Origin of the sequence: Nocardia anocheti, from assembly GCF_029675105.1 — a bacterium.
In the GTDB taxonomy this organism is placed as follows: domain Bacteria; phylum Actinomycetota; class Actinomycetes; order Mycobacteriales; family Mycobacteriaceae; genus Nocardia.
In genome coordinates this window covers 160,127-172,557 of record NZ_JAQQFV010000004.1, presented here as the reverse complement: position 1 = coordinate 172,557, position 12,431 = coordinate 160,127, and the positions used below count along the sequence as shown (strand labels likewise).

The 12,431-nt window shown below is 70.2% G+C and carries 11 protein-coding genes and 1 tRNA gene; 8 read left to right on the top strand and 4 right to left on the bottom strand.

The window, feature by feature from the left end:
• Positions 1 to 3: 3 nt before the first annotated feature.
• Positions 4 to 354, bottom strand: coding sequence for an ArsR/SmtB family transcription factor (locus QC180_RS11875; protein WP_278262745.1), 351 nt, complete (start codon positions 352 to 354; stop codon positions 4 to 6).
• 137 nt (positions 355 to 491) lie between these two features.
• On the opposite strand from QC180_RS11875, the gene QC180_RS11870 reads away from it, so the two are divergent.
• Together QC180_RS11870 and QC180_RS11865 are read left to right on the top strand one after the other, a co-directional pair.
• A complete protein-coding gene (locus QC180_RS11870) occupies positions 492 to 1,892 on the top strand; it encodes a glycine--tRNA ligase (RefSeq protein ID WP_474646421.1) in 1,401 nt (466 codons plus the stop codon).
• A 280-nt stretch (positions 1,893 to 2,172) separates the two neighbouring features.
• The gene (locus QC180_RS11865) at positions 2,173 to 3,438 is read left to right on the top strand and encodes a phthiocerol/phthiodiolone dimycocerosyl transferase family protein (protein ID WP_278262743.1); all 1,266 of its coding nucleotides are present in this window, start codon (positions 2,173 to 2,175) and stop codon (positions 3,436 to 3,438) included.
• Between the two features lie 340 nt (positions 3,439 to 3,778).
• On the opposite strand, the gene QC180_RS11860 is transcribed toward QC180_RS11865, so the two are convergent.
• Positions 3,779 to 5,785, bottom strand: coding sequence for a TPM domain-containing protein (locus tag QC180_RS11860; protein ID WP_278262742.1), 2,007 nt, complete (start codon positions 5,783 to 5,785; stop codon positions 3,779 to 3,781).
• A gap of 72 nt (positions 5,786 to 5,857) precedes the next feature.
• On the opposite strand from QC180_RS11860, the gene QC180_RS11855 reads away from it, so the two are divergent.
• Positions 5,858 to 6,535: an MBL fold metallo-hydrolase gene (locus tag QC180_RS11855; RefSeq protein ID WP_278262741.1), complete on the top strand. Its 678-nt coding sequence runs from the start codon at positions 5,858 to 5,860 to the stop codon at positions 6,533 to 6,535.
• 30 nt (positions 6,536 to 6,565) lie between these two features.
• Here the strand turns inward: QC180_RS11855 and QC180_RS11850 are convergent, their stop codons facing one another.
• The gene (locus tag QC180_RS11850; protein WP_278262740.1) at positions 6,566 to 6,982 is read right to left on the bottom strand and encodes a DoxX family protein; all 417 of its coding nucleotides are present in this window, start codon (positions 6,980 to 6,982) and stop codon (positions 6,566 to 6,568) included.
• Between the two features lie 82 nt (positions 6,983 to 7,064).
• On the opposite strand from QC180_RS11850, the gene QC180_RS11845 reads away from it, so the two are divergent.
• From QC180_RS11845 to dnaG, 4 genes are all read left to right on the top strand, one after another.
• A complete protein-coding gene (locus QC180_RS11845; protein ID WP_278262739.1) occupies positions 7,065 to 7,940 on the top strand; it encodes a LysR family transcriptional regulator in 876 nt (291 codons plus the stop codon).
• Positions 7,941 to 8,048: 108 nt separating this feature from the next.
• The gene (locus QC180_RS11840; protein WP_278263131.1) at positions 8,049 to 8,669 is read left to right on the top strand and encodes a YdcF family protein; all 621 of its coding nucleotides are present in this window, start codon (positions 8,049 to 8,051) and stop codon (positions 8,667 to 8,669) included.
• Position 8,670: 1 nt separating this feature from the next.
• Positions 8,671 to 9,924, top strand: coding sequence for a deoxyguanosinetriphosphate triphosphohydrolase (locus QC180_RS11835; RefSeq protein ID WP_278262738.1), 1,254 nt, complete (start codon positions 8,671 to 8,673; stop codon positions 9,922 to 9,924).
• Positions 9,925 to 9,947: 23 nt separating this feature from the next.
• Positions 9,948 to 11,876, top strand: coding sequence for a DNA primase (gene dnaG, locus QC180_RS11830; RefSeq protein WP_278262737.1), 1,929 nt, complete (start codon positions 9,948 to 9,950; stop codon positions 11,874 to 11,876).
• A gap of 1 nt (position 11,877) precedes the next feature.
• Here the strand turns inward: dnaG and QC180_RS11825 are convergent, their stop codons facing one another.
• The gene (locus QC180_RS11825; RefSeq protein WP_278262736.1) at positions 11,878 to 12,123 is read right to left on the bottom strand and encodes a hypothetical protein; all 246 of its coding nucleotides are present in this window, start codon (positions 12,121 to 12,123) and stop codon (positions 11,878 to 11,880) included.
• Positions 12,124 to 12,335: 212 nt separating this feature from the next.
• Between QC180_RS11825 and QC180_RS11820 the strand changes: the two genes are divergently transcribed.
• A tRNA-Asn gene (locus QC180_RS11820) sits at positions 12,336 to 12,408 on the top strand.
• Positions 12,409 to 12,431 lie beyond the last annotated feature (23 nt).

The window sequence follows — 12,431 nt, the reverse complement described above, 5'->3', positions numbered from 1 at the left end:
GGTTCATCCTTCCTCGGCATGGGCGACGGCGTCTACGACGATATGCGCAAGATGGTCGTCGACGAGTTCGTAGAGCACCTCGCGACCCGAACGCTCCCCGTGCACCACGCCCGCCGATTTGAGAATGCGCAGGTGCTGGCTGACCAAGGGCTGGGTGACGCCGAGCGCGTCGACCAGCTCGTGCACACAGCGCGGCGACTCGCGCAGTTGCAGCACGATCGCGATGCGCACCGGCGCGGCGAGCGCTCGGAGCAGTTCGCCCGCGTCCTCGAGAATCGCTCGGGCGGGCACCGCCGCGGGCGCGGCGGAATGGTACGGGGTGTGCGCGTGCGCGGCCGCGGCATCGGTGGTCATCAACCAACTCCTTAATGGAAACCGATACCATTTTGACATGCAGACGTGCGCATGTCGAATGTGGCGCGCTGGGCGGTGCGAAACCACTTGCCCGGTGCCGATACGCTGGACCTCACTAGTTGTCCGACTCCCTAGGGATGGAGAAATCTCGCGTGGCACCCAAGTCGAAGGTGGACACCGTTGCCAACCTCGCCAAGCGTCGGGGTCTGGTCTACCCGTGCGGTGAGATCTACGGAGGCACCAAGTCGGCGTGGGACTACGGTCCACTGGGCGTCGAACTCAAGGAGAACATCAAGCGGCAGTGGTGGCGCACCATGGTGACCAGCCGCGACGACGTCGTCGGCCTGGACTCCTCGGTGATCCTGCCCCGCCAGGTCTGGGAGGCCTCCGGCCACGTCGAGACCTTCTCCGACCCGCTGGTCGAGTCGCTGCACACGCACAAGCGCTACCGCGCCGACCACCTCCTGGAAGCCTACGAGGAGAAGCACGGCCACCCGCCCGCCAACGGCCTGGCCGACATCAACGACCCCGAGACCGGCCAGCCCGGCAAGTGGACCGAGCCCAAGAACTTCTCCGGTCTGCTCAAGACCTTCCTCGGCCCGGTCGACGACGAAGAGGGCCTGCACTACCTGCGTCCCGAGACCGCGCAGGGCATCTTCGTCAACTACAAGAACGTCGAGACCACCGCGCGCAAGAAGCCGCCGTTCGGCATCGCCCAGATCGGCAAGAGCTTCCGCAACGAGATCACCCCCGGCAACTTCATCTTCCGCACGCGTGAGTTCGAGCAGATGGAGATGGAGTTCTTCGTCAAGCCCGGCGAAGACGCCGAGTGGCACAAGTACTGGATCGACACCCGCCTGGCCTGGTACACCGACCTCGGCATCGATCCGGAGAACCTGCGCCTCTACGACCACCCCAAGGAAAAGCTGTCGCACTACTCGGCGGGCACCACCGACATCGAGTACCGCTTCCGCTTCCAGGGCAGCGAATGGGGCGAGCTCGAGGGCATCGCCAACCGCACCGACTACGACCTCAAGACGCACTCGGAGCACTCCGGCACCGACCTGAGCTTCTTCGATCAGGCCTCCGGTGAGCGGTTCATCCCGTACTGCATCGAGCCCGCCGCCGGTCTCACCCGTTCGCTGATGGCCTTCCTGGTCGACGCCTACGCCGAGGACGAGGCCCCCAACGCCAAGGGCGGCGTCGACGTGCGCACGGTGCTGCGTCTGGACCGTCGCCTCTCGCCGGTCAAGGCCGCGGTGCTGCCCCTCTCGCGCAACGCCGACCTGACCCCCAAGGCCAAGGACCTCGCCGCCCAGCTGCGCCGCAACTGGAACGTCGACTTCGACGACGCGGGCGCCATCGGCCGCCGCTACCGCCGCCAGGACGAGATCGGCACCCCGTTCTGCATCACGGTCGACTTCGACACCCTCGACGACCAGGCCGTGACGATCCGCGAACGCGACTCGATGGCACAGGAACGCATCGCCCTGGACAAGGTGGAGTCCTACCTGGCCACCCACCTCCTCGGCGCCTGAGTTTTTGGAGCGCTGGCGCGCTCGAGTTCGCGCCCCCTGGGGTCCCGTCGATCAGGCACCGTGGCTTGCTCTTTCGTCGCCTACGCCACGGCGCCTGATCGACGGGACGGGCGCGAACCGCCGACCTCGTCGGCGATCCCTCCTCGGGGTCGGGATGTGCGGGGTTGGGAGTGTGGGGGAGGCGCGGGATCTCGGGGGCGCCCGGGCGGGTTAGCGTGCTTGGTCACAGGAGGGGCGAGCGGGTTTGCGTTCGCCGGGGTGTTGCCTCACGCTTTCCGTTGTGCTGTGGGAACCGGAAGACGTGGTGCGGGTACTCGACCCGTCGGAGCAGCGATTCGTACGGCACGCGACGTTCACCGGGCGGTCGGTGACGGTGCGCGGGGTGCTCGACGCGGTGGCGTTGGGCGCGGCCTTCGCGGCGTTGCAGTGCGCGTTTCCGATTCTGGTGTGCCGCATCGTCGAGGACGCGGAGGAGAACGGAATCCTGCTGCGGCCGGGGCACATCGAGCCGGTGGGCGCGTGGGTGAGCTTCGGTGATCCGGACGAGGTGCGGATTCCGGCCGAATCGTTGAGTCCGCGCGCGCAACTCGGATACCTGGATGTGGTCCTGGCCGAGGAGGATCGGGCCAGGGTCACGCTGTTCGTGCACCACAGCGTCGCCGACGCCGGGCATTGCGTCGAACTGTTCGCGCGGCTGTGGGGGTACTACACCGATCACGTGGAGACCGGGTCGATCGCGGCCGGGCCGCGTGAGTATCCCGACTCGGTCGAATCACTGCTGGCCCGGCGCGGTATCGCCAGGGGGCCGCGTTCGGGGCTCGAGGATGTCACGCGCGCGCTCGTCGTCGCCGACGCGGTCGGGGTGGTGCAGTCCTCGCAGCCCGCCTCGCCCGCGCTGGCGCGGCCCGCCCGTCTCCGGCTCGATCCCGCCGAGACGGCGCGAGTGCTCGAGCTGGCGCGCACGCGGGCGGTGAGTGTCAACGGACTGGTCACCGCGGCGGTCCTGCGCGCCTTCGCGGCGGTCTACGGTGTGGACCAGGTCGGCTGCGTCTATCCGGTCGACCTGCGCCGACGCCTCGATCCGCCGGTCGCCGCGGCCGCGGGCACCAATGTCTCCGGCCTCGCCGCCTTCAGCACCACCGAATTCGACGATGTCGTCACCCTGGCCCGCCGCATCGGCACCGCCCTGCACGACGACCTGGCCACCGGCGTGATCGAACAGTCGGTCCTGCACTTCCCCGACTTCTTCGGCCCCACCCGCGTCCACTCCACCGCCGGGCACATCGCCCTCACCAACACCGGCACGGTCCCCACCTTCCGCGCCCCCGACGGCCTGATCCTCGACGACTACGAGATCGTCTACCTCTCCGCCCACCCCCGCCCCTCCACCGGCGCCTCCGCCGCCGTCACCTTCCTCGCCTACACCTACCTCGGCCGCCTGACCCTCGCCCGCCTCGGCGGCGGCCCCCGCGCCACCGACCTCCTCCCCGCCGTCCTCGCCGAATTGACCTGGGACGCCGCCGATCACGAGGCCGCCACCGCCTGAACCGCGCCGCTGCCACCGCCTGAACCGCGCCGCCGATCGCGAGGCTGCCACCGCCTGAACCGCGCCGCCGATCGCGAGGCCGCCACCGCCTGAGCCGTGCCATCGATCGCGATGCCGCCTCAGCCTGAACCGCGCCGCCGATCGCGAGGCCGCTTCGGCCTGAGCCGCGCCATCGATAGCGAGGCCAGCCGCTCCGCCGATCGCAAGGCCGTCGGTTCGGGCGGAGACCGCTGATCGCGAAGCCGCCTCCTGATGCGCCACCGATCGCGAGGCCACTACGGGCCGAGGCGGTATCAGCCCGGCCTGAGCCCCCGATCGCGGACCGGCCGGAGCCAGTGCCTTAGAACCGCCCGCCGCGACTCACCCGGCGCGATCCCGACGAACCGCCGTACGAGCCCGGCCGATAACCGCCGCCCCCGCCGTACCCGCGCCCGCGCGACCCACTGTTCATCGCCCCGCGCAGGAATCCGTCAAGCAGGATGCCGCCCAGCACGGCGCCGGTCTGCGCCCCGCCCGACATCGGCTGACGGGTTTCCCACGCACGCACACTGGCCTGTGCCTGCTGGAGCGCGCGCCCACCGAGATCGGCGGCGTGCTGTGCGCTCACCAGCGCCCGATCCGGTGCGCTCGCCGCCGAACTCCGCGCTTCATCGAGATGGCGCTGCGCCTCCGAGAGCCTGGTCCGCGCCTCGGCATCCACCCCACCGCGTCGGGTCGTGATGAACGACGAAGCAGCGTCGATGCGCGCCGCCGCGTCGGTGATGGTCCGATCGAGCCTGCGCCGCAGATCCTCCACCGCCAGTTTGCGATCCGAGGCCGCCGCGATGGCCCGGTCCAACTCCGCGTCGGCCTGCACCGCGCTGTGGAACGCGCCCAGCGGGTCGCTCTCGGCCGCCGCCGACGCCGTGTCGACGGTGCTGGTGGCCTTGCCCACCGCGGCGGTCAACTCGGGCCCACCGAACTCGGTGAGTCCCGCGGCGGCCGCGAGGTCCCGACGCAACTCGTCCAGCGCCGCGGGCAACCCGTCGCGGGCCTGCTGGATATTCGCCGCCGCCTGGTCGACCGCGTCGAGCAGCGTGCGCGCCTGACCGATCGCGCCCTCGGCCGCGCGAATCGCCGCCACCGCACCACCCTGCTCGCCGACCGGCTGGGTCAGCGCGGCGCGGGCGGTGTCGATGTTCTGCTCGGCGAAGGCGACGCGCTCGGACGCCATCCGCACGTTGTCGCGAATCGGCGCCAGCACCGAGGCCGGGTAGGCGGCGGTCAGCCGCGACAACTCCGCCTCGGAGGCGGGCGTGCGCGCGGTCAGGTCGACGATGTCGCGGGTGAGCCCGTCCAACCGGGCGGGGGCGTCGATGAGCAGATCGCGCATGGCGTCGAAATCGGCCACCTGGGCGTCGAGTTCGCGATCCGCGGTGCCCGCGACAGCGATCAACTCCACGAGCATGCTGCGCTGCTGTTCCGGCGTCTCGGGGATGGCGTCGTCGAGCTGCTGACGGATGGTGAAGGCTTTGGCGGTCGCCGCGCGGGCCGCGTCGAGCGCCGTACGGAACGGCGTCACCGCCATCTCACCGAATTCGCTGGTGGCCAGCGCCAATTCCTCGGTACTGGTACGCACGGCGTCATCGATCTCGACCAGCCGCTCCCGCGACAGGGCGTGCAGCGTCGGCAGCGACAGCTTCGCCACCGCCGCCGAATCGGCCGGGTCCACCTTGCGCGCGGTGTCGAGCTCCGCCCGGTCGCGAGCCCGACGACGCCTGCGGGAGAACAGGATCAGACCACCGGCCACCACGACGACCACCAGCACCAGGATCAGCAGCGTCTTCCACGGCACCCCGGAGCCACTGATGGCCGAGCCCAGACCGTCGGCGGTGTCCACCGCGGCCTGCGCCCATTTCCCGTCGCGCAGATCGGGTTCCATCGTGCCCGCCAGCAGCGAGTCCAGTTCGCCGTCGCTGACCTGCTCGGGCACCATGCCGTCGAGCCAGTAGCCGCGATCCTCCACCGCCACCGCGAGCAACAGATCACGATCGCTGAACCCGGACAGGTCCGACGTGCGAGCGGCCCAATCACGCGGCGCCATCCCGGCGAAATCACGCACGTAGATCACCCACAGCTTCACCTGGTGATCCCGGTACAGCCGATCGACCGAATCCAGCACCCGGCTCTCGTCGGCCCCGCTGAGCACCCCGGCACTGTCGACCACCTGCGGCCCCATCCGCGACGGCGGCTCCGCGCCCACCCCCGGCGCGCACAGCAGACCCACCGCGGCGAGCATCGCGCAGAGCACACCGGCGGCGCGCGGCCGAACCGATCGGAGAGCCGGATTCATCCTGGACTGGCGCATGTGTCGAATCTAACGGGCGCGCCCCGCGCACGTGGGCGCGACGGCGCACCGCGTGGCTTCTACGATCGGCGCATGGTCACAGTCGATCGCCTCTACACCGGACACGTCACCGCGGGCGGGCCCGCCCAGCAGCGCGATGTGCCCGGGGCCAGGATCGTGAAGATGTCCGTCGGCCCGATGGACAACAACACCTACCTCGTACAGAGCACCACCACCGGCGCCGCGATCCTCATCGACGCCGCCAACGAAGCGCCGCGCGTCATCCAGCTCACCACCCAGGAAACGCCCGGCCAGATCGAACTGATCGTCACCACCCACCAGCACCCCGACCACTGGCAGGCCCTCACCGAGGTCACCACCGCCGTCGGCGCCCCGACTGCCGCCCACCCCCTCGACGCCGACGCCCTCCCGGTCCCGCCCGACCGCCTACTCGCCGACGGCGACACCCTCCCACTCGGCGACCTCGCCCTGGAAGTCATCCACCTGCGCGGCCACACCCCCGGCTCGATCGCCCTCGCCCTCGTCGACGGCGCCCACCGCACCCACCTCTTCACCGGCGACTCGTTGTTCCCCGGCGGCGTCGGCAAGACCCACAACCCCACCGACTTCGACACCCTCCTCACCGACGTCACCACCAAACTCTTCGACCGCTACCCCGACGACACCGCCGTCTACCCCGGCCACGGCGACGACACCACCCTCGGCGCCGACCGCCCCCACCTCCCCGAATGGCGCGAACGCGGCTGGTGAGCGGTTCGGACCCCGGTGCGCTGTCCGATGTCAGCGCCAGGTGAAGGCGGGCCCGGTGAGAGTGAGCCCCACCTCGCCCGCCCCGGCGAAGACCGCGAAGAACACCAGCGCCGCCCCGGCCAGGGCGATGTCCTTGTTGAAGTGGACCATCTCGTGCTGACGTGTCTCGGCGTCGCTCTCCTTCCAGAACGCGTGCATCAGGAACGCTGTCGGCACCAGGAACGCCACCAGCACCAGTGATCCGAGATCACCCCACACGCCCAGCAGCACGCTCGTGGCGGCCACGATCATCGCGGCTCCCGAGGCCGACACCGCGACGACCGGTGCCGGAATGCCCCGACCGGCGGCATACCGCGCGGAGTCGGTGATCGCGGTCAGATGGCCGATACCGGCACCGAGGAACAACGACGAGAACAGGATTCGTCCGATCAGGACAACGACACTCATGGCTCCACCCGACCACCGCGCGTAGGTCACCGTCCAAGTCCGATCTCGCACGCCCGATACCGAGCCGGTATCGTCGCAGCTCATGGACCTCCGTCTGCTCCGGTACTTCACGGCGGTGGCCGAGGAACTGCACTTCGGCCGCGCCGCCGCCCGGCTGCACATGACCCAGCCGCCGCTGAGCCGGGCGATCCGACAACTCGAAGCCGAGCTCGGCGCCGAACTGCTGATCCGATCGCCGTCGGGCGTGAGCCTCACCCCGGCCGGATCGGCCCTGGCAGCTGAGGCCCGCGACCTGCTCGACCGTGCCGACCGACTGCGCACCCGGGTCGCGCTCGCCGCCGGAACCTCCACGCTCACGCTGGGAACCTTCGGCGAGCACACCGGCGCCCGCCTCGCCGCCGTGTACCGCGCGCGGCATCCCGAGGTGCGCGTCCACGTCCGCGAGGGCGACTTCACCGACCCGACAGCGGGATTGCGCTCCGGACGCGTCGACCTCGCCCTCACCCGCACCCCGTTCGACGACACCGGCATCGCGACCCTGGTCCTGCGCACCGATCCCGTCGGCGTCGTGCTGCGCGCCGACGATCCGCTGACCGGCCACGCGCGTCTGCGGCTCGACCAGCTCACCGACCGGCAGTGGTTCCAGTTGCCCCGTGACGTCGATCCGATCTGGCGCGCGTACTGGTCGCACCCGACCGATCCCGACAGCGGTCCGGTCGTGCGCACCGTCCACGAATGTCAGCAGACGGTCCTGTGGAACGGCACCGTCGGACTCACTCCGCTGGGGCATCCGGTCGCCGAGGGGCTCGTGGTCGTGCCGCTGGCCGACAAGCCGCCGAGCAGCCTGGTGCTGGCTTGGCCCTCGGCCGCGCCGAATCCACTGGTCCACTCGTTCGTCGCACTCGCCGGACCCGCCGGTGCGGATTTCACCCGACCGGAATCCGGCGGTGACCGCTGAGGACGCGAGCCGTCGGTGTCACCTGGCAGACTGACGAAGGTGAAATCGGGTTTCTCGCGAACGGCCACCGCCCCGGACGCCAGGCGTCCGCGTGGGCTGGTGCCGACGATGTCGCTGTGGATCGGCCGGTTGATCGCGGGGGCTGTGGTGATCGGGATCGTGCTCGTCGGCGGGACGGCGGTGCGGGTGTGGCAGGTCGCCCGGATCGACGACTACACCCCGGCCGACGCCATCGTCGTGCTCGGTGCCGCGCAGTACTCGGGCACCCCGTCCTCGGTGTTCGAGGCCCGGCTCTACCAGGCCGGACGGCTCTACGCGGCGGGCGTCGCGCCGATGGTGATCACCGTCGGCGGCAAACAGGAAGGTGACCTCTACACCGAGGCCGCCTCGGGCAAGCGCTACCTCGAGGACAACGGCGTGCCCGGCGACCACGTCCTGGCCGTGGAGACCGGCTCCGACACCCTGCGCAGCATCGAAGCCGTCGCCGCCGCCATGCGCGAACGCGGGTTGTCATCGGCTGTACTCGTGAGCGATCCGTGGCATTCACTCCGCACCAGAACCATGGCCAGGGACGCCGGTCTGCGCGCGTGGACCGCACCCACCCGCACCGGCCCGGCCGTCTACACCAGGGAGTCGCAGTTCCACGGCATCGCCCGCGAGACGGGGGCGCTGCTGTGGTACCAGCTGAGCCATTTCTCGGCGGACTTCCCCTACGAGGCGGGACAGTGAGATGACCGACGGCTACACCGCGCACGACCGGGAACGCATGGTCCCCGAGCCCGGCAAGATCGCCTGGCCCGACGCCCCCGGCAACGGTCACCGCAGCGAGTTCGCCCGCGACCGGGCCCGCGTGCTGCACTCGGCCGCGCTGCGCCGCCTGGCCGACAAGACCCAGGTCATGGGCCCGCGCGAAGGCGACACCCCGCGCACCCGGCTCACCCATTCGCTCGAGGTCGCCCAGATCGGCCGCAGCATCGCCGACGGCCTGGGCGCCGACCCCGACCTGGTCGACCTCGCGGGCCTGGCCCACGACATCGGCCACCCACCCTACGGCCACAACGGCGAACGCGCGCTCGACGAATTCGCCGACGAGTACGGCGGTTTCGAGGGCAACGCGCAGAACCTGCGCATCCTGACCCGCCTGGAACCCAAGGTCCTCGACGCGGCGGGGGAGAGCTCCGGGCTCAACCTCACTCGCGCCGCCCTGGACGCCACCATCAAGTACCCGTGGGGCCGCGCCGGGTCCGGCACCAAGTTCGGCGCCTACGACGACGACCTCGAGCGCCTGGCCTGGATCCGCAAGGACGCGCCCGAGCGCACCCAGAGCCTGGAATGCCAGATCATGGACTGGTCCGACGACGTCGCCTACTCGGTGCACGACGTCGAGGACGGCGTGATCGTCGGCCGCATCGACCTGCGCGCCCTGGCCGACCCCGCCGAGCAGGCCGCCCTCGCCGAGCAGGGCCACGGCCAGCACCCCGACCAGTCCGTCGACGCGCTCGCCGCCGCCGCGCAGCGCCTGTCCGAACTCGACGTGGTGGCCCAGGCCGCGCACTACGACGGCACCTTCGCCGCCTCGGTCGCGCTCAAACGGCTCACCAGCGAACTCGTCGGCCGCTTCGCCACCGCTGCCATCGCGGCCACCCACCAGCGCTACGGCCCCGGCCCGCTCATCCGCTACCAGGCCGACCTGATCGTGCCGCCGATCGTCGCCGCCGAGGTCGCCGTGCTCAAGACCGTCGCCCTGCGCTACGTGCGCTCCGACCGCGGTCACCTGGCCCGCCAGCAGACCCAGCGCGAGCGCGTGCAGGCCGTCGCCGACCGCCTGCTCACCACCGCGCCCGCCCACCTGGACGACCAGATGCTGCCCTGGTGGAACGCCGCCACCGACGACACCGCCCGCGTGCGCGTGGTGATCGACCAGATCGCCTCCTATACCGAGAGCCGCTTCGAGCGCGTCGCCGCCTCGCTGGACTGCCGCTGAGCCGCACCCACTAGACTTCGCTCGTGGCCGGACGAATCCCAGATCGCGATATCGCGGCGATCCGCGACCGGGTCCGGATCGAGGATGTGGTCGGCGAGTACGTCGCGCTCAAGCGCGCGGGCGCCGACTCGATCAAGGGCCTGTGCCCCTTCCACGACGAGAAGTCCCCCTCGTTCCACGTGCGGCCCAACCACGGCCTGTTCCACTGCTTCGGCTGCGGCGAGGGCGGTGACGTCTACAAGTTCCTGCAGCAGATCGAGCACATCGGTTTCGTCGAGGCCGTCGAGCAGATGGCCGACCGGATCGGCTACCAGATCAACTACGAGGGCGGCGGCACCTCGGTCCAACGCGACCGTGGCACCCGCTCGCGCCTGGTCGCCGCCAATGCCGCCGCGCACGAGTTCTACATGGCCCAGCTGCGCGAGCCCGAGGCCGAGACCGCGCGCAAATACCTGACCGACCGCAATTTCGACGGCGCCGCCGCCCAGCAGTTCGGCTGCGGCTACGCGCCCGGCGGCTGGGACGTGCTCACGAAACACCTGCTGCGCAAGGGCTTCGAGTTCAAGGAACTGGAAGCGGCCGGGCTGTCCAAGCAGGGCAAGCGCGGCCCCATCGACCGGTTCCACCGTCGGCTGCTCTGGCCGATCCGCAATCTCGGCGGCGAGGTGATCGGCTTCGGCGCGCGCAAGCTCTTCGACGACGACACCATGCCCGGCAAGTACGTGAACACGCCGGAAACCCTGCTGTACAAGAAGTCTCAGGTGCTGTTCGGCCTCGACCACGCCAAGCGCGAGATCTCCAAGGGCCACCAGGCCGTCGTCGTCGAGGGCTACACCGACGTGATGGCCATGCACCTGGCCGGGGTCAAGACCGCCGTCGCCTCCTGCGGCACCGCCTTCGGCGAGGAGCACCTGCAGGTGCTGCGCAGGCTGCTGATGGACGACAACTTCTGGCGCGGCGAGATCATCTACACCTTCGACGGTGACGCCGCCGGTCAGGCCGCCGCCTTGAAAGCCTTCAGCGGCGACCAGCGCCTGGCGGGCCAGACCTACATCGCCATCGCCCCCGACGGCCAGGACCCGTGCGAGCTGCGTCAGCACTCCGGCGACGCCGCCGTGCGCGACCTGGTCGCCCGCCGAACCCCCCTCTACGAGTTCGTGATTCGCGGCCTGCTGGCCGAACACAACCTCGACGATGTCGAGGGCAGGGTCGAGGCCCTGCGCCGCACCGTGCCCGTGGTCGCCCAGATCAAGGACAACGCCACCCGCAAGGGCTACGCCACCAAGCTGGCGGGCTGGGTCGGCTGGGACGACATCCAACTCGTGGTGCGCCGCGTCGGCGAGGAAGCCAAGAAGAACCGGATGGGCGGCGCCGCCCAGAACGGCAAGACCCCCGGACGCCCCGCCCCCGCCACCGCGCCCCGCGTCGAGGAGAGCTCCTCGGTGCGCCCGGCGCCCAACGACCCGGTGCTGTTCGCCCAGCGTCAATCCCTCGGCGCCGCACTGCAATACCCCGGCATCGCGGGCGCGGTGTTCGACTCCATCGACACCGCCGCCTACACCCACCCCGCCTACATCGCGGTCCGGATCATGATCGCCAAGGCGGGCGGCACCGCGGCCGGACTCAGCGGCGCCGAATGGGTCGCCGCCGTCGCCGACCACACCGACGACCTGATGATCCGCGCCCTGGTCTCCGAACTGGCCAACGAACAGCTGCCGGTGCGCTCCCAGAACGACATCCCGCGCTTCATCACCGGCATCCTGGCGCGCACCCAGGAAGCCTGGGTGGGCCGCCAGATCGCCGAACTGAAGTCCAAGCTGCAGCGCCTGTCGGCCAGCGAGGAACCCGACACCTACATGGCCCTGTTCGGCGACCTGGTGGCACTCGAGCAGTACCGCAAGAGCCTCGCCGCCCAGGCGATGGGCAGCGAGGGCTTCGCGGCGGGCGCCTGAGTCAGCGGCGCAGCTGGTTGTGCGGGATCAGCACCGTGGTGCGTTCGTCGATGGGCTCCATCGGCTCCAGCTTGGGCTGCGTGCTCAACTTGTCCGACAGCTTCTGTCGGCTCACCGACACCAGCTTCTTGGTCACCGGCGACCCGGTGACCGCTCGCGTCGCCGCACTGATCTGCTCGTAGCGCGCGCGCCCGGCCTTGGTGCCCAGCACATACCCGGCCGCTACGCCGATGATCAACCGCAGCATCTTCTTGGAGCTCCTCCCACGTTCGTTTGGCCGCTCCATCCTGCCCCAGCAGCCCCACCGATGTCGATCCGCCCACCCATTGTCCGCACATCGTTATACGCCGCATGTCCGCAGGTAGAGCCCCGATTTGGGAACCAGCAACCCCATGCGCTAAAGTTTCATCTCGGTCAGCCCGCCAAGGCCGACCGCCCGAGTCTAACCACCCGGGGCAATCCCCTATAGCTCAATTGGCAGAGCAGCCGACTGTTAATCGGCAGGTTTCTGGTTCGAGTCCAGATGGGGGAGCGCGAAAACAACCCCCTACCAGT

What these genes read in the sequence shown, in the direction of transcription:
- QC180_RS11875 (WP_278262745.1), bottom strand. Translation starts at nt 354, where the DNA reads ATGACCACCGATGCCGCGGCCGCGCACGCGCACACCCCGTACCATTCC.
- QC180_RS11870 (WP_474646421.1), top strand. Translation starts at nt 492, where the DNA reads ATGGAGAAATCTCGCGTGGCACCCAAGTCGAAGGTGGACACCGTTGCC.
- QC180_RS11860 (WP_278262742.1), bottom strand. Translation starts at nt 5,785, where the DNA reads ATGCGCCAGTCCAGGATGAATCCGGCTCTCCGATCGGTTCGGCCGCGC.
- QC180_RS11855 (WP_278262741.1), top strand. Translation starts at nt 5,858, where the DNA reads ATGGTCACAGTCGATCGCCTCTACACCGGACACGTCACCGCGGGCGGG.
- QC180_RS11850 (WP_278262740.1), bottom strand. Translation starts at nt 6,982, where the DNA reads ATGAGTGTCGTTGTCCTGATCGGACGAATCCTGTTCTCGTCGTTGTTC.
- QC180_RS11845 (WP_278262739.1), top strand. Translation starts at nt 7,065, where the DNA reads ATGGACCTCCGTCTGCTCCGGTACTTCACGGCGGTGGCCGAGGAACTG.
- QC180_RS11840 (WP_278263131.1), top strand. Translation starts at nt 8,049, where the DNA reads ATGTCGCTGTGGATCGGCCGGTTGATCGCGGGGGCTGTGGTGATCGGG.
- QC180_RS11835 (WP_278262738.1), top strand. Translation starts at nt 8,671, where the DNA reads ATGACCGACGGCTACACCGCGCACGACCGGGAACGCATGGTCCCCGAG.
- QC180_RS11825 (WP_278262736.1), bottom strand. Translation starts at nt 12,123, where the DNA reads ATGCTGCGGTTGATCATCGGCGTAGCGGCCGGGTATGTGCTGGGCACC.